At 72.6% G+C, this 15,061-nt stretch carries 15 protein-coding genes and 1 pseudogene; 6 read left to right on the top strand and 10 right to left on the bottom strand.

All coding sequences use genetic code 11. The annotated features are described in order from the left end of the window. Window positions 1-53: 53 nt before the first annotated feature. Window positions 54-1,130: an FUSC family protein gene (locus BM362_RS15345; protein WP_093573570.1), complete on the top strand. Its 1,077-nt coding sequence runs from the start codon at window positions 54-56 to the stop codon at window positions 1,128-1,130. Between the two features lie 362 nt (window positions 1,131-1,492). Here the strand turns inward: BM362_RS15345 and BM362_RS15340 are convergent, their stop codons facing one another. Both BM362_RS15340 and BM362_RS15335 read right to left on the bottom strand, forming a co-directional pair. Beyond that, window positions 1,493-2,674: a glycosyltransferase gene (locus tag BM362_RS15340; RefSeq protein ID WP_093573569.1), complete on the bottom strand. Its 1,182-nt coding sequence runs from the start codon at window positions 2,672-2,674 to the stop codon at window positions 1,493-1,495. A 144-nt stretch (window positions 2,675-2,818) separates the two neighbouring features. Then, window positions 2,819-3,871, bottom strand: a complete 1,053-nt coding sequence (locus tag BM362_RS15335) for a fatty acid desaturase family protein (RefSeq protein WP_093573568.1) — start codon at window positions 3,869-3,871, stop codon at window positions 2,819-2,821. Window positions 3,872-4,080: 209 nt separating this feature from the next. Here BM362_RS15335 and BM362_RS15330 point away from each other — a divergent pair, with 209 nt between their 5' ends. Next, window positions 4,081-4,533, top strand: a complete 453-nt coding sequence (locus BM362_RS15330) for an SRPBCC family protein (protein ID WP_093573567.1) — start codon at window positions 4,081-4,083, stop codon at window positions 4,531-4,533. Here BM362_RS15330 and BM362_RS15325 read toward each other — a convergent pair. After that, the gene (locus BM362_RS15325; RefSeq protein WP_093573566.1) at window positions 4,524-6,104 is read right to left on the bottom strand and encodes a phytoene desaturase family protein; all 1,581 of its coding nucleotides are present in this window, start codon (window positions 6,102-6,104) and stop codon (window positions 4,524-4,526) included. The two genes, BM362_RS15330 and BM362_RS15325, sit on opposite strands and share 10 nt — an antisense overlap. Window positions 6,105-6,108: 4 nt before the next feature. Beyond that, entirely contained in the window at window positions 6,109-7,179 is a 1,071-nt protein-coding gene (locus tag BM362_RS15320) for an NAD-dependent epimerase/dehydratase family protein (RefSeq protein ID WP_093573565.1), read from the bottom strand. Between the two features lie 155 nt (window positions 7,180-7,334). Between BM362_RS15320 and BM362_RS15315 the strand changes: the two genes are divergently transcribed. Then, complete coding sequence (locus tag BM362_RS15315) at window positions 7,335-8,459, top strand: iron-containing redox enzyme family protein (RefSeq protein WP_093573564.1); 1,125 nt, start codon at window positions 7,335-7,337, stop codon at window positions 8,457-8,459. On the opposite strand, the pseudogene BM362_RS48925 reads toward BM362_RS15315, so the two are convergent. After that, window positions 8,421-8,540, bottom strand: a pseudogene (locus tag BM362_RS48925) (hypothetical protein); the annotation flags it as partial. The gene BM362_RS15315 and the pseudogene BM362_RS48925 overlap by 39 nt on opposite strands. A 310-nt stretch (window positions 8,541-8,850) precedes the next feature. On the opposite strand from BM362_RS48925, the gene BM362_RS15310 reads away from it, so the two are divergent. Continuing rightward, window positions 8,851-9,849 carry a ferritin-like domain-containing protein gene (locus BM362_RS15310; RefSeq protein ID WP_093573563.1) on the top strand — a complete coding sequence of 333 codons (999 nt, stop codon included), beginning with the start codon at window positions 8,851-8,853 and terminating at the stop codon, window positions 9,847-9,849. 76 nt (window positions 9,850-9,925) lie between these two features. Here the strand turns inward: BM362_RS15310 and BM362_RS15305 are convergent, their stop codons facing one another. The 4 genes from BM362_RS15305 to BM362_RS15295 all read right to left on the bottom strand — a co-directional run bounded on the left by BM362_RS15305 (window position 9,926) and on the right by BM362_RS15295 (window position 12,036). Beyond that, window positions 9,926-10,444, bottom strand: a complete 519-nt coding sequence (locus tag BM362_RS15305) for a sigma factor-like helix-turn-helix DNA-binding protein (protein ID WP_093573562.1) — start codon at window positions 10,442-10,444, stop codon at window positions 9,926-9,928. Continuing rightward, complete coding sequence (locus BM362_RS47430) at window positions 10,441-10,608, bottom strand: hypothetical protein (protein WP_167545321.1); 168 nt, start codon at window positions 10,606-10,608, stop codon at window positions 10,441-10,443. The genes BM362_RS15305 and BM362_RS47430 overlap by 4 nt, the downstream gene beginning before the upstream one ends. 118 nt (window positions 10,609-10,726) lie before the next feature. Beyond that, a complete protein-coding gene (locus BM362_RS15300; RefSeq protein WP_093573561.1) occupies window positions 10,727-11,437 on the bottom strand; it encodes an anti-sigma factor in 711 nt (236 codons plus the stop codon). Then, window positions 11,434-12,036, bottom strand: a complete 603-nt coding sequence (locus BM362_RS15295; protein ID WP_093573560.1) for a sigma-70 family RNA polymerase sigma factor — start codon at window positions 12,034-12,036, stop codon at window positions 11,434-11,436. The genes BM362_RS15300 and BM362_RS15295 overlap by 4 nt, the downstream gene beginning before the upstream one ends. 150 nt (window positions 12,037-12,186) lie before the next feature. Here BM362_RS15295 and BM362_RS15290 point away from each other — a divergent pair, with 150 nt between their 5' ends. After that, entirely contained in the window at window positions 12,187-13,749 is a 1,563-nt protein-coding gene (locus BM362_RS15290) for a molybdopterin-dependent oxidoreductase (RefSeq protein ID WP_093573559.1), read from the top strand. A 99-nt stretch (window positions 13,750-13,848) separates the two neighbouring features. Further along, entirely contained in the window at window positions 13,849-14,523 is a 675-nt protein-coding gene (locus BM362_RS15285) for a fasciclin domain-containing protein (protein WP_093573558.1), read from the top strand. Between the two features lie 208 nt (window positions 14,524-14,731). Here BM362_RS15285 and BM362_RS47425 read toward each other — a convergent pair whose 3' ends face one another. Continuing rightward, on the bottom strand, window positions 14,732-14,953 hold the full coding sequence (locus tag BM362_RS47425; RefSeq protein ID WP_157905069.1) for a hypothetical protein: 222 nt from the start codon (window positions 14,951-14,953) through the stop codon (window positions 14,732-14,734). Window positions 14,954-15,061 lie beyond the last annotated feature (108 nt).

Below are 15,061 nucleotides of genomic sequence, written 5' to 3'. Positions count from 1 at the left end.
CGCGACGTGCGGGCCCGGGCGGACGCCGCCCGCCGCCCGTCGGCGGGCCAGCGGTGAGAGCCTGGCTGGACCGGACCCCGTCCGGCTGGGCCGCCCGCGCCCTGCGCACGCCCGGCCGCGAACGCCGCACACTGGTCCAGACCGGCAAGGCGACCTTCGCGGCCGTGGCGGCCTGGCTGCTCGCCACCATGGTTTTCGGGCTGCCGCAACCATTCCTCGCGCCCTACGCGGCGGTGTTCCTGGTCGAGGCGACGGTGTACCGGAGCCTCTACGGCTGGCTGCAACAGGTCGGCGCGGTCGCCACCGGGGTGCTCCTGGCCGCGCTCGCCACCCAGCTGGTCCCGCAGCAGACGGCGGTGCTCGCGATCGTCCTGTTCACCGGGCTGCTCATCGGCTCCTGGCACCGCTTCGGCAGCTCCGGCGTGTGGGCCGGGGTGACCGGGATGCTGCTGGTCACCTACGGCACCGCGGGGAACTCCGGACTGCTCGGCGACCGGCTGCTGGAAACCGCGCTGGGCGCGGCGATCGGGCTCGCGGTCAACATGCTCGTCTTCCCGCCGGTGTACGGCGAACGGCTCGCCTCCGCCGCGGACCGGCTGGCCGCGGCGCTGGCCGGGCTCCTGGCGGACACCGCCGAGCTGATCCGCGCCGACGAATCGCTGGCCAACCTGGACAAATGGCTCACCCGGATCCGCGATGTGCAGAGCATGGCGCGCGAAGCGGACGACGCCACCGGGTTGACCCACGAGGGGCGATTTCTCAATCTGCGCCGCCGCAGCAGGCACACCGGCCTGCGCCACGACCGTCCGCTCCGGATGCTCCGCGCGCTGTGGCCACCGGTCGAGCAGCTCGTGGAGGCCGTGCGCGCGGCGGCGGAAGGCCGGGAGCCGTTCCGGTACCCGTCGCCGGCCGCCCGCGACACCCTCGCCGATCTGCTGCTCGAGTTCGCCGCCGCGATCCGGACCGCCGCCGACCCGGCCGCGCACCCGGGCCTGGACCGGTGCCGCGAGCTGCTCTCTCAGGTGGAGGAGCATTTGGTCTCCTCGCGCGAAGGCGTGGCCGCCGCGTTGGGCCTCGGCGCGATGGCGCTGCCCGCCCGACGGCTGCTCCAGCAGCTGGCCGACGAGTGAGCCGTGCCGCCGCGCGACGGACGCCCCCATACACAGGGCCGTAAGGCGGCACCCCAAGTGCGATCGACACACGGCTTCCCAGACCGAAGGCCGCCGCCGGACAGCGGGAGCGGGTTTGCGGTCCGTGAGAGGAATCCGGGGAAACGGGGGCAGGGGTTGTCCATCGGGCAATTCGGCGACAGTGGCGTCTCCGTGGACGGACAGCGGGCTGGGGCCTGCGGCCTAAGTCCTTGGCATTCCCCGGAGGGAAGGTCGTCATTCCGGTTCCGGCGCGGCTCGGCGGCGGCCTGCGGGGAAGAAGCCCGCGGTGCCGGGCAAGCGCGCGTCCGGGACGCTGAACGCGACCTGTCCGCCGGCGGCCGTCACTGCGCGGCAGCCTGGCTCAGCTCGCTGGCCGACACGGCGTGCTCGTACGCCTGCAAGGTTTCCGCCGCGACGCGATCCCAGGAATAGCACACGCGCGCGCGATCCCGGCCGGCCACGCCGAGCGAATGCAGCCAGGCCGGTTCGGCGAGCAGGGCACGCAGGCAGGCCGCGAGCTTCTCCGGCGAGCCCGGCTGGACCAGACGCCCGGTCACGTCGTCGACCACGGCGTCGGCGAGCACGCCGACGGCGGTCGCGACCACCGGAACACCGCACGCCATCGCCTCCAGCGCCGCGACGCCGAACGATTCGTACCACGGGGTGCACACCACCGCGTCCGCCGAGCGCATCAGGACAGGCAGGTCCTCGCGGGCGACCTGGCCGGCCAGGCGCACCCGGCCGGCCACCCCGAGCCGGGCCGCCAGCCCGTGCAACCGCCGTACCTCGGGACCGAGCGCGGGCGCGGCGGGGTCGCCGGCGATCACCAGCTCGGTTCCCGGGACCAGCGGCAGCGCGGCGATCGCGAGGTCGAGCCCATCGCGCGGCGCCCACCGCCCGACTGCCAGCAGCCGCGGCGGCGCGAACCGCTCCGCGGTCGTGCCGTCCGTTCGGAACGGGCTCAAGTCCACTCCGGACCGGACGACCGTCATCCGATGCCGCGGCACGCCCTGGCGGACCAGTTCGGACATCTCCGCCGAACAGGCCGCGACGACCCGGTGGGCCCGGCGGCCGAGCATCCGCTCCAGGCGGATCCGGTCCGGCGGGCCCGGGTACGCCCGTCCCTGGCATCGCCGCTGCACGATGCCGAGAGTGCGGAACGTCTGCACCACCGGGATCCCGTGCTCGTTCGCGGCCAGCGCCGCGGCGAGGCAGGCCGTCCAGAAGTGCGCGTGCACGACATCCGGCCGCCGCAGCGCCCACTCGCCGCGCAACCGGCTGGCGAACTCCCCCAGGTGCGGCAGCAGCTCATCGCTCGGCACCGGGCACGGCGGGCCGGCCCGCAAGTACCGCACCCGGTAGCCCGCTGCCGTCGTCACCTCGTCCGGGGCGCTCCGGCTGTCCCGTCGCGTGCAGACAGTCACGTCGTGCCCGCACCCGGCCAGCGCGGCGGAAAGCGCGGCGACGTGCTCGCTGTTCCCGTCGAGCGGGCCGGCGTGCTCGGACACCATGGCGATTTTCACCGGAGTCCTTCCTCGGGAGCGCACCCGGTGTGGACGGGAAATCCGGACCGCCCGGCCCTCGCCGCCGGACTGGCCCCCGCCCGGCGGGCCGCGCGCGACAGCCGCCCGGGAGCGGCCGGGTCCGGGCTGCGGCGCGGGCCCATCTCAGGCGGCACTCTTCGCGCGGAGCGGGGCGCTTACGTCGTGCAGGTGCTTGAGCACGTGCCGGTAGGTCGTGAGCAGGCCGCACTCGGCGTACTCGATGCCGCGCTCGGTGCAGAACGCGCGGACCAGAGGTTGCGCGCGGCGAAGGTTGGCACGCGGCATGCCGGGAAACAGGTGGTGCTCGATCTGGTAGTTCAGGCCGCCGAGGGCGAAATCGACGCAGCGGCCGCCGCGGACGTTGCGGCTGGTGAGGACCTGCCGGGTCAGGAAGTCCGGCCTGGTCTCCCGGACGTAAGTGGGCATGCCCTTGTGCCCGGGCGCGAACGAGCAGCCCATGTACACCCCCCACAGTCCCTGATGGACGGCGATGAACGCGATCGCCACCGGCGGGGACAGCACCACGAACACCGCGGTGAGGTATACGGCGGCATGCACGAGCAGCAGAACCGCTTCCGTCCGGCGCGCCGCGATTTCCCCGCGCCACGCGGCTTCGACGCCGGCCCAGTGCAGGTTCAGCCCTTCCAGCAGCAGCAGCGGAAAGAACAGCGCCGCCTGGTGCTTGGCCGTCCAGCGCACGAGCCCGCTGCGCTCGCGCGACTGCCCGCGGGTGAACGCGAGCAACGGGATGTCGAGGTCCGGGTCCTCGTCCTCGTGGTTGGGGTTGGCGTGGTGGCGGGTGTGCTTGCCCATCCACCAGCCGTAGCTGATCCCGACGACCCCGCCGAGCACCCGGCCGAGGCGGTCGTTGGCCGGTCCGGTCCGGAAGATCTGGTTGTGCCCGGCGTCATGGCCGAGGAACGCGATCTGGGTGAACATCGCCGCGAAGAACACCGCGGTGATCAGCTGCCACCACGAATCGCCCAGCAGGGCGAACACCAGGCACCCGGCGGCCAGCGCGAGCGCGGTGAGAACGATTTTCACCGCATAGTACCCATAACGCCGCTCCAGCAGGCCCTCTCCCCGCACGAGCCGGATGAGAGCGCCGAATTCGTCGCGCGGCGCCGCGGCAGCGGTGTCGTTCCTGGCCGGCGGAGTCACCGGTGACGTGAGCATAGGCGTCCTTCCCCGAGTCCGGTGGCGCCGGGGACTGGGGCGACCGCTTCTGCTGCGCGGATTCCCTCCCCGGCGAAGCCCCAAACAAGGCCGCGCGGCACGGGACGCGGACCCGGTGCCGCACGCGCGAGCGCCGGCCGGGTGTTTGCCCCGTCCGGTGGCGGGAACCCGATGCTCCGGCCGCCGGTCCCGGAACGAGGAGATACCCGATGATCGAAGTCAGCCGCGTTGTTCCGGTCCCGCCCGAGACGGTTTTCGACGTGCTCGCGGACGGCTGGTCCTACGCCGGCTGGGTCGTGGGCAGCTCCCACATCCGTGCTGTCGACGACGGCTGGCCCGCCGAGGGCGCCCGGATCCACCACAGTGTCGGCGCCTGGCCGCTGCAACTGGAGGACACCACTTCGGTGCAGGCGGTCGTACCGCGGGTTTCGCTCTTCCTGGAGGCGCGCGGCGGCATCCTCGGCACCGCCGACATCACGATCATCTTGGCCCCGCACGGGGACGGCGAGACGCTGGTACGGATGGCCGAGACTGTCCGCACCGGAATCGGCGGGCTCCTCCCGGAAAGCCTGCAGCGGCTGCTGCTGTCGCCGCGCAACGAGGAATCGCTCGCCCGGCTCTCGGACCTGGCGGCCGGGCGGGCGGGGCGGAGTCAGCCGTAGACGGCCCGGTTCGCCGCGCGGACGAGTGCCGCGTAGCCCCCGCCGAGCACGTGGTCACGAGCCAGCGCCGCGCGCGCCGCGTTCGCGCCGGGGCCGCCGTGCACCGCGCCGCCCGGGTGCGCGGCGGATCCGGCGAGGAACAAGCGGTCCACCGGCGTGTCCGCGCGGCCGAGACCGGGCACGGGCCGGAAGAACAGCTGCTGGTGGATCGCGGTGGTGCCGCCGTTGATGGCGCCGCCGGCGAGGTTGGCGTCGTGCGCGGCGAGATCGGCCGGGCCCTGCACGTTCCGGGCCAGGATCAGGTCCCGGAATCCCGGCGCGCTGCGTTCCACCGTCTCCTCGACGCGCTCAGCCTGCCGCCGCACCGTCGCAGCGTCGCAGCCGCGCGGAAGATGCGTGTACGCCCACACCGCTTCCGTGCCGGCCGGGGAGCGGGACGGGTCCGCCGTGGTCATCTGGCCCAGCAGGACGAACGGATGCTCCGGCACCTGGTCCCGCGCCAGCGCGGCGCCGAAAGCGGACAGCCCGTCTTCGCCGCTGCCGAGGTGCACGGTGCCTGCGCCGCGGACGTCCCCGGCAGTCCACGGGATCGGGCCGGACAGCGCCCAGTCGACCTTCACCGTCGCACTGTCCCATTCGAACGCCTTCAGATCCGCCAGCAGTCGCGACGGAAGCCACTCCGGATCGACCAGCCGTCCGTACAGCGCGGGTGCCGGCACATCCGCCAGCACTGCCTTGCGCGCCCGGATCAGCTCTCCGTCCGCGCGGCGTACCCCGGCCGCCCTGCCGCCGGAGACCAGCACCCCGGACACTGACTCTCCACAATGGACAGTTCCGCCCCTGGACTCCAGTCTCCGCACCAGCGCGGCAACCAGCTCTGCCGCACCGCCCTCGGGCACCGGGAATCCGACGTCCTGCGCCAGCATTCCGAGCAGCCAGCCGAAGACCGCGCTGCCCGCGTTGTCCACGGACAGGTCGCTGTGCGCGGCGTTGCCCGACAGCAGCAGCCGCGCGCCCTCGCCGTCGAAGTGTTCCCGGGCGAACCGGCGGGCGGGCAGCGTGAGCATCCGGGCCAGCCGCAGTGCTTCCGCCGTGCCGGTGCGGCGCAGCAGCCGGAGTCCGGACCGCACCGGCGGAAACGGGGTGAACAGTGCCGCGAGCAGATCGTCTCGGAGCCCCTGCCACTGCCGGAAGAGAGCGCGCCAGGATTTCTCGTCAGCTCGCGCGAAGCGTGCGATGGATTCGGCGGTGCGGTCGATATCGCGCGAAAGCACGGCGCAGCGGCCGTCCGGGAACACGTGCGCGAGCGCGTCCGGGGCGTGCCGCCACCGCAGGCCGTGTTCCGCCAAGCCCAGCCCGGTCAGCACCGGCGAGGCGAAGCCGAGCGGGAAGAAAGCCGCGCACAGGTCGGAGCGGAAGCCGGGGGCGGTGATCTCCCCGGTGCGCACCGCGCCGCCCGGTTCGGGCTGGTGCTCGAGGACCAGGACGTCCCAGCCCTCGTCGGCGAGGAGATTCGCGGCGACCAGTCCGTTGTGGCCGGCCCCGATGACGATCGCGTCGACGGAGTGCACCGGCTCAGTCCTGCGACTGACGGGCCGGCCGGCCGCGGGTCAGCGCCCGGGCACGGTCCAGGAAACCGGGCTGCGGCGGGGCCAGCGGAGCGGACTGCCCGCGGTCGTGCCCGCGCAGACCCGCCACCAGCTCCTGGATCGCTTCGGCGGAGCTGTGCCGCGGCTGCCAGCCTAGCTTGCTCTTGGCGTGTGCGGTGTCCACCAGCGCGGCTCGGTCGGCCAGCTCCAGCCATCCCGGGTGCAGCGGCTGCAGCCCGGCGCGCCACCCCGCCCGGACGACCGTCCGCACGACGCGTTTGGCCGCCGGCACGCGCCTGCCGCCCAGCAGCCGCCCGAGCGCGGCGGCGTCGAGGACGTCCTCGGCGGCGATGTTGAACGCGCCGCGTGCGCGGCGGCCCAAGACGAGCCGGATGGCTTCGGCGACGTCGTCCGCGTGCACCGCCTGGGCGCGCAGCCCCGCCCACAGCGGCACCGGCAGAAGCCGCCCGCCGATCATCCGCTGCGGCACCAGCGGCCCGAGCGTCCACCGGGCGAACTCCCCCGCCGCCGTCCGCTGCACCACCGCGCAGGGACGGATCCGAGCAACGGCCACCTCGGCGTGCGCCGAAGAGAAACCGTCCAGCATCGTCTCCAGGCCGGCCTTTCCCCGGCTGTACGCGCTGGCCTCGATTCCGCCGCGCGGCCAGTCCTCGGCGACCTTCTGATCCCTCGGTCCCGGCGAGTACGCGGCCACCGACGACGCGCACACGAGGTGCCCCACGCCGGCCTTGGCAACGGCCTCCAGGACGTGGCGGGTGCCGTGGTCGTTGGTGCGCCACATCGGCGGGCTGTCCCACGCGGGCGAGATCGCCCATGCCAGGTGCACCACCGCGTCGGCTCCGGCGAAGACCTCGGCGAGCCGCCGGGCTGCCCCAGGTTCGCCGACGTCGAGCGGCTGCCACTTCGCGCGCGAGTACGGCTCGGCTTCGCGACCAGGCGTCCGGCGCGCCACGCCGACGATCTCGCAGCCCGGTTCCAGGGCGCGCAGCAGGGCCGTGCCCAGATTGCCGCTCGCCCCGGTGATCACAATGCGCATACCCGCGGGCCTACCCGCTGCCCGGCGGCCGGAAACCGGCAGGTCTCCCGGAAGCCGGAGTTCTTTTCCGCGCGTCGGTTGCCGGGCGCGCGCCCGGCAATGGAGTGAAACCTCCGTGCGCGGGTATCCGGGGCCCAGCGATCCCAGGAGGTTCCATGCGGTTGCCCCAACCCCGCGGCCCGTTGAGCGCCGAAGTCGCCGACCGGCTCCGCCGTCCGCCGGCGGACACTCCCGCGCGGTCCGTGCCGGACAGCGGGCAGCCGGTGCTTCACGACGACGATCTGCAGCTGACCCTGTGGATCTGCTACGAGCTGGCCTACCGCGGCTTCGACGGCGTCGACGCGGAGTGGGAGCACGCCGGATTCGTCACCGGGCTGAGACGGCGGCTGGAACGACGCTGGGCAGCCGGTCTGCGCGAACTCGCCCCGCCCCGCTCCGCGCGGCCGGAGGGCGTGCCGGGCGCCCTCGCCGAACTGGTCCGGGCCGACGACGGGCCGTCGCTGGCGAAATTCCTGCAGCGCAACGCAAGCAGGGGCCAGTTCCGCGAGTTCGTCGCGCACCGTTCGGTGTACCACCTGAAGGAAGCCGATCCGCACAGCTGGGCCATCCCCCGCCTGTCCGGCGCGGCCAAGGTCGCCCTGCTGGAAATCCAGACCGACGAATACGGGCAGGGCCGTCTCGACCGCATGCACTCCGAACTCTTCCGCACCACCATGCGCGCCCTCGCGCTCGACGACGGCTACGGCCACTACGTCGACCGCGCACCGGCGACGACCTTGGCTGTCAGCAATCTGATGTCGTTGTTCGGGTTCCACCGCCGGTGGCTCGGCGCGTCCCTGGGCCACCTCGCGGCGTTCGAGATGACGTCGTCACTGCCGAACCGGCGTTACGGCAACGGATTGCGCCGCCTAGGCGGAGACGACGACGCGACCCGGTTCTTCGACGTGCACGTCGAAGCCGACGCGGTGCACGAACAGGTCGCCGCGCACGACTTGTGCGGCACGTTCGCCGAGGAGAACCCGTCCGCCGCGGCGGACATCCTCTTCGGAGCGGCGTGCGCGCTGGCGGTGGAAGCGGAGTTCGGCCGGACGCTGCTGACGCGCTGGGACGACGATCAGCCTTCCCTGCTCCCGGCGCCGGGCTCAGCGCTGATCGCCGCCGGCGGCGCGGAACCCGCGGACCTTGTGGGTGCCGTCGCAGAACGGCTTGACCGCGGACAGACCGCACCGGCACAACGCCACGGTGCTTCGTCCGGGATCGATGACTACGCCGTCCTGTGAGCGGATCTCGACGTCGCCGCGCAGCAGCAGCGGCCCGTCCTCGTACAGCGTCACGGTCGCGCCGGACGGATTCTCGTTCATCCGCCCCGGGTACCCCGGCCGCACCGCGGTCATGCGGTTCACCGCGCCTCGGGATCCGTGCTGCGGCAGCCGTCGCCCGCGACGTCGCGAAAAGGCCGGGAACACTTTTTCTTTCCCGAAAAGAGTGTGAACGGAGAAGAATCGGGTAGTGCGTTGTGCTTTTTCCGCGGCCGTACCCCCGATCGGGGGACTGACCCGTCCAAACCGCTCCCGGCGACGAAGCAGGACAGTCCACGAAGGCCATACCCGCGCGGGCGGCTGTCCGTGCGGGCACGTCCGGCGTTCGCGCCGGGCGGGAAGGAGATCGCCCGTGTTTGGCACCCGTTATGCCGCCTCGATGATCGCCCGGAGCGCGGAAAATTCTCAGGACCGACGCAATTTCCTGCAAGCCGCCGGCATGACCGGGCTCGGCGTGGCCGGCGCTCTCGGGCTCGGCGGCCTCACGAACCCCGCCGCGGCCGCCGTCCGCGGTGCCGCCCCGGTCGCGCAAGACTCCGGCGAGGTGAGCGACGGCGCGGTGCTCAACTTCGCGCTCAACCTGGAGTACCTCGAAGCCGAGTTCTATCTGCACGCCGTGACCGGGCGGGGGCTGGCCGACTCGATGACCACCGGCACCGGCACCCGCGGCGGCGTGACCGGCGGACGGGCGGTGCGGTTCGAAACCCGGGCCGCGCGGCAGTACGCGCAGGAAATCGCCGGCGACGAGAAAGCGCACGTCCAATTCCTGCGGACCGCGCTCGGTTCGGCCGCGGTCAGCCGGCCGGCGATCGACCTGCAGTCCAGTTTCACCGCCGCCGCACAAGCCGCGGGAATCGTGAAAAAGGGGCACTCCTTCGACGCCTTCGCCTGCGAGGAGAATTTCCTCCTCGCGGCGTTCCTGTTCGAGGACGTCGGCGTGACCGCCTACAAGGGAGCCGCCCCGCTGATCACCAACAAAACCTATCTCGAAGCGGCGGCCGGGATCCTGGCCGTGGAGGCCTACCACGCCGGAACCATCCGCAGCGCGCTCTACCAGCGCGGCAGCGGGCTGCTCGGCAGCGGCCTGTTCAGCACCGACCCGCGCAAGGCATCGGTCAAGCTGTCCGACGCGCGCGACAGCCTCGACGGACCGGCCGACGACGACCAGGGCGTGATCGACAGCCACGGCAACGCGAACATCGTGCCCACCGACACGAACGGCATCGCCTACAGCCGCAGCCCCGGACAGGTCCTCAACATCGTCTACCTGACCCCCAAGGCCGCGACCTCCGGCGGATTCTTCCCCAAGGGCGTCAACGGCGCGGTGAACACCAGCGCCGCCAACGGCTGAGCCGAGCACGTCTCGCGAAGGCCGCTCCCTCCGGTGCGGGCCTTCGCGGGCGTCCCGCCCGGGGCTGCTGAGCGAGTCAAGCCGAGCTGGACGCGACGGGGACGGGCCGGCCAGGCGCGGGACCGGACCGCGATTGTGCCGTGACAGTCCGCAGCGCGGCCCGGACCAGCCGGGCGACCTGGGCCGGAGTCCAGCCCGTCGCGGCGGCGACCTCGGCGACGCTCCGGTGCCGCAACGCCGTCGCCCACAGCGCATAGCGCTGCCGGGGCGGCAGCAGCGCCAGCTCGTCGAGCAGGACCGCGTCCCGTACGGCCGATTCCAGCCGTACGGGATCGGCTCGCGAGGCGAGCGTGGCCCGCAACGCGGCCAGCACCTCGGCGCGCGTGTCCCGGCTGCCCGGGTCTGTCGACCGAGGCGACGTGCCCGCTGCACACAGTGCGAAAACCACGCTCGCCCGGGCTCGGACGCGCCCGCGGCGGGACTGTCCAACGGCCTGCTGCGCGACCCGATGCGCCAGAGCCAGCATCCGTTCGCCGACCGCGGGTTCGCCGTCGAGCCAGGACGGCAGGCAGGCGTCCCGCGGGCAGGCGGTCACCGGTTCCCGCCCTCGGGCAGCGCCGCCGGCCGAAGGCGGCCGAGCAGCCAGATCAGCTCGTCGGCGTCGATCAGCCCGGCGTCGGCGGCCTTGACGAAAGTGGTCGCGGCCCGTTCGAGGAACAACGGATCCGGCGGTGCCGCGATGTGGTCGACTGCGGTCATGACCGCCCCCTCGGGGAACTGGAATCGGGCCCCGGGGTCTGGAGGGACGTATCGCCTGGATGCCCTGGCCGCTCGATCGTAAACCCGGCGAAGCGGCATGGCTGGACGCGAACCGCGGTCAGGCCAGGTCGAGACGGATGACGCCCGGAGTGGTCGGCTGGGGCGAACCGGTGACCGGCTCGGTGGTGACGGCGATCCGGTCGGTGTCCGCCGGGAGCGCGCCGACGAGCGAACCCGGCCCGGCGCCGGGGCGCAGCAGCCCGGCCGACTGCGGCCCGCGCGGCCCGATCAGCCACACCTGGTAGGCGTGCCGGGCGTCGAGCGCGGGAACGCCGTCCAGCGAAACGGACACCTTCGCCAGCGACCGCGAGACCGCGACGGCCGCGGTGGCGCCCGTCGGCCCGCGCCCGGTCACGGTGACCGCGTCCGGGGCCTGCTGGACCTGGCTTTGTTCCAGGGCGATCGATCCTCCGCCGGCCGTCCGCTCGCCGAGGGCGACGCCGCCGGCCAGCGCCCCGGCGACCGCGGCCGCGGCGGCGAACGCCATCGCGGCCCTGCCCCGCCACCGCCTGCGGACGACCGGCTCCGCCGCACCGGGCCGGTCTTGGCGGGTGAGCGCGACCCGGGCCAGCACGGCGGTCCGCAGCCCCGGTTCCGGCCGGGCGTCGGCAGCCACCGCGAGCCGGGCCGCGACTTCGCGCAGTTCCTCGACTTCCTGGGCGCAGACGGCGCACTCCCGCAGATGCCGTTCGAACCGCTCGCGCTCGATCCCGGTCACCGCGTCGAGCGCGTAGGCGCCGGTCAGCAGGTGGATGTCGGCCGCGGTCATTCTGATCCCCCCCATGCGTCGCGCAAGCGGACCAGCCCGTCCTGTATCCGGGATTTCGCGGTGCTGACCGGAACTTCGAGGCGTTCGGCGACCTCTCGGCAGGTGAAGCCGTCGAAATAGGCGAGTTCGACAGCACGGCGCTGCAGGGCGGTCAGCACCCTCAGCGCGGCACGGACCTCCACGCACTCGCACCCGAGCGTGGCCTGGTCGGCGACCTGGTCGAGGCCTCGGCGCGGATCCATCCGCCAAGCGCGGGTCTCCCGGGCGGACGCGGCCTCTTCGGACCGGACGCGGTCGACCGCCCTGCGGTGCGCGATCGTCAGCGCCCAGGACTGAAGGTTCCCTCTGCCCGGCGTGAACGTGGCGGCCTTGCGCCAGATTTCCAGCAGGGTTTCCTGGGCGACTTCCTCGGCCAGCGCGCGATTGCGCAGCACTCGCGTCGCCGTTCCCAGCACGGGACCGGCGAGGGCTTCGTACACCTGGCTGAACGCGCGCTCGTCGCCCAGTGCGACCCGGCCGAGCAGCATCTCGGGCGAGTCCACCGCCACGGCGCGCGGCACTGCCGCCTCGTTCCGGAGGATTCCGGGATGGCTTCCCATGCGACTCCTTCCGGTTGGCGAGGTGCGCCTGAGTTCGCCGCGCACGGCTGCGGGAAGGGATTCGCCGCCACGCCCGGGCCGGATTGGTCTCGCCAGGTGCGGATTGCCCGGCTCACCCATCCCCCGGGCGTCCGGCTCCGAAGCACCGGTATGACCGCCACCGAAGTCTCCCGCCCGGCACCATCACGGCTGCGCCTGCCGTCCGCGGCGTGGTGCGGGGTCCTCGCGCTGCTCGCCGCGCTGGCCGCGGGGCACCTGGTGGCGTCGTTCGTCAGCATCAACGCCTCCCCCTACCTCGCGGTCGGCAACGGCGCGATCGACCTCACCCCGGTGCGGCTGAAGGACTTCGCGGTCCGCACGTTCGGCACCTACGACAAACTGGTGCTGCTCAGCGGGATGGCCGCGGTGATGGCCGTCGCCTCGGCGGCAGCCGGCATGCTCTCGGCGCGCTCGCCCCGGCCAGGGGTCGCGATCATCGCGCTGTTCGGCGTGGTGGGCGGGATCGCCGTGTACGCGCGGCCGGATCTGTCCGCCGTGGCATTGCTCGCTCCGCTGGCCAGCCTCGTGGTCGGCGTGGCGGCATTCGTTCTGCTGCACCGGCTCGCTCCGCGCAAACAGGACGCCTCGAAGCACGCATCGGCCGGTTCGTCTCGCCGTTCCTTCCTGCTCGGCGGAGCCGGGATCGTGGTCGGAGCCGGTGCGCTGGGCGGTGCCGGCCAGTTGATCAGCGGCACCCGCGACGCGACCGCTTCCCGCGCGGCCGTGGGAAAACTGATGCCCGCCACCGCCGCGCCGGCCATCCCGGCCGACGCCGACTTCGCCAAACTCGGCACCCCGTCGTTCCTCACGCCGAACCCGAACTTCTACCGCGTGGACACGGCATTGTCGGTGCCGCAGGTCCGCACCGAAGACTGGAGCCTGCGCATCCACGGCATGGTCGGCAAGGAACGGACCTACACGTACGCCGACATCCGCAACCGGCCGCTCGTCGAACGCACGATCACGATGACCTGCGTGTCCAACGAGGTCGGCGGCGACTATGTGTCCACATCGGACTTCATCGGCGTCGACCTCGCCGACCTGCTCGCCGAAGCCGGGGTGCGCCCGGGTGCGCAGCAGCTGTTCTGCACCAGCGTCGACGGCTGGACCTCCGGCACCCCGGTCGCCGCCGCGCTCGACCGCGGCCGCGGGGCGATGCTGGCGATCGGCATGAACCGGGAACCGCTTCCGCTGGAACACGGCTTTCCGGCGAGACTCGTCACGCCCGGGCTCTACGGCTACGTATCCGCGACGAAATGGGTCGTGGACATCGAGGTGACCACCTGGAAAGCCCGGCAGGCGTACTGGCTCAAACGCGGCTGGGGCGAACAGGCCCCGATCAAAACCGAATCGCGGATCGACACCCCGAAGGGATTCGCCACCGTCCCGGCCGGCGCGGTCCGTCTCGCCGGGATCGCCTGGGCGCAGCACAACGGCATCGAGAAGGTCGAAGTCCGCGTCGACAGCGGCACCTGGCAACCGGTCACGCTCTCGGCCGAGGTCAACCTGAACACGTGGCGGATGTGGTGGACGCAGATCGCCGTGAAACCCGGCACCCACCAGGTTTTCGTCCGCGCCACCGACAAAACCGGCCACACCCAGACCGACCAGCGCGCCGGCACCGTGCCGGACGGGGCCACCGGCTGGCATTCGACCACTTTCATCGCCGCCTGAGGAATTTCTTTCCGAACGCACCCATCCAGATCGCGAGCAGCACCGAATACCCAGAGAACCGGCCGCCCGGCCCCAGTCCATCGTGAACGGAGAACACCCGTGAAAACCCTTCGTATCGCCGGAATCGGCCTCACCGCCGCCACCGCGCTCGTCCTCACCGCGTGCAGCGGCACCGACCAGGCCTCCTCGGGAAACGGCTCCTCCAGCGCTCCCGCACCCATGTCGTCCTCGTCGGCGCCGATGTCCAGCAGCGCCTCCGGCGACGGGATGACCACCAACGCCGACGTGTTCGGCCCCGCCTGCGCCAAGCTGCCGCAGGGCAACGCCCCCGGCTCGCTCGACTCGATGGGCCCGCAGCCGGTCGCCAGCGCCGCCTCGACCAACCCCCTGCTGACCAAACTGGTCGCCGCGGTCAAGGCCACCAACCTCGTCGACACCCTCAACAGCCAGCCCGCGATCACCGTGTTCGCCCCGGCCGACAGCGCGTTCCAGGCACTCGGCGACGCGAAGTTCGGCGAACTGGCCAAGAACCCCAGCCAGCTCGCCCCGATCCTGCAATACCACGTGCTGGGCAAGCGCTACGACGCCAAGGGCCTCGCCGCCGCGAGCGACGTCACCTCGCTCAACACCGCAGGCGGACCGCTCAAGGTCGAAGGCACCGGCGACAACATGACCGTCAACGGCGCGAAGGTCCTCTGCGGCAACATCCCCACCAAGAACGCCACCGTCTTCGTGATCGACAAGGTGCTCACCCCGGGCACCAACAAGAACTGACCGCTCCGCCCGCGACCACGGGCCCGGCGTGCCTGCCTCCGAGGGCCGCGCCGGGCTCGTGCCATGCCGGGTTCAGACCCAGCGCCAGAACTCGGGACGGGCTGAGGGCGAGTCGCTGACCCACCCGCAGAGCCGCCGTGAATTCCCGCATCGGCCTGATGTCCGTGAGGGGAACCCTGAGGGAATCTGATTCCCCTCAGGCTTCCCCTCACGGACTTCGCCAATGCTGGTGTTCTTTGTGGACGGTCAGCGGGCCGCGGAATCGCCACGGGCACCGCCCGCCCGGCAACGACGCCGGAGTCACTTGCGCCAGGACGACTCCCGCGAGGATCCCCCAGCCGCCCGGTCCCGCGCCGCCGGCCCAGGCGAGGGTGTCGCCCAGCACACCAAGCCCGCCGCCTCGGCGGCGCTCGCTGCCAGAACGTCGCACGGGCAACTTCGCCCGGGCATTCGCCGCATCGGCACAGACCTGTGCCTGGATCTTCGAAAGCACGAGCCGGCACCGGAAACGCGCTGCGACCAGAAAACGGGCCGACGC

It is taken from the genome of Amycolatopsis rubida (genome assembly GCF_900115345.1).
Taxonomy (GTDB): domain Bacteria; phylum Actinomycetota; class Actinomycetes; order Mycobacteriales; family Pseudonocardiaceae; genus Amycolatopsis; species Amycolatopsis rubida.
This window is presented reverse-complemented; position numbering and strand designations above follow the sequence as displayed.

Bases quoted from the DNA above. Each gene is read 5' to 3' on its own strand.
- BM362_RS15315 (WP_093573564.1), top strand. From the start codon at position 7,335: ATGCGGTTGCCCCAACCCCGCGGCCCGTTGAGCGCCGAAGTCGCCGAC.
- BM362_RS15290 (WP_093573559.1), top strand. From the start codon at position 12,187: ATGACCGCCACCGAAGTCTCCCGCCCGGCACCATCACGGCTGCGCCTG.
- BM362_RS15330 (WP_093573567.1), top strand. From the start codon at position 4,081: ATGATCGAAGTCAGCCGCGTTGTTCCGGTCCCGCCCGAGACGGTTTTC.
- BM362_RS15320 (WP_093573565.1), bottom strand. From the start codon at position 7,179: ATGCGCATTGTGATCACCGGGGCGAGCGGCAATCTGGGCACGGCCCTG.
- BM362_RS47430 (WP_167545321.1), bottom strand. From the start codon at position 10,608: ATGACCGCAGTCGACCACATCGCGGCACCGCCGGATCCGTTGTTCCTC.
- BM362_RS15300 (WP_093573561.1), bottom strand. From the start codon at position 11,437: ATGACCGCGGCCGACATCCACCTGCTGACCGGCGCCTACGCGCTCGAC.
- BM362_RS15295 (WP_093573560.1), bottom strand. From the start codon at position 12,036: ATGGGAAGCCATCCCGGAATCCTCCGGAACGAGGCGGCAGTGCCGCGC.
- BM362_RS15335 (WP_093573568.1), bottom strand. From the start codon at position 3,871: ATGCTCACGTCACCGGTGACTCCGCCGGCCAGGAACGACACCGCTGCC.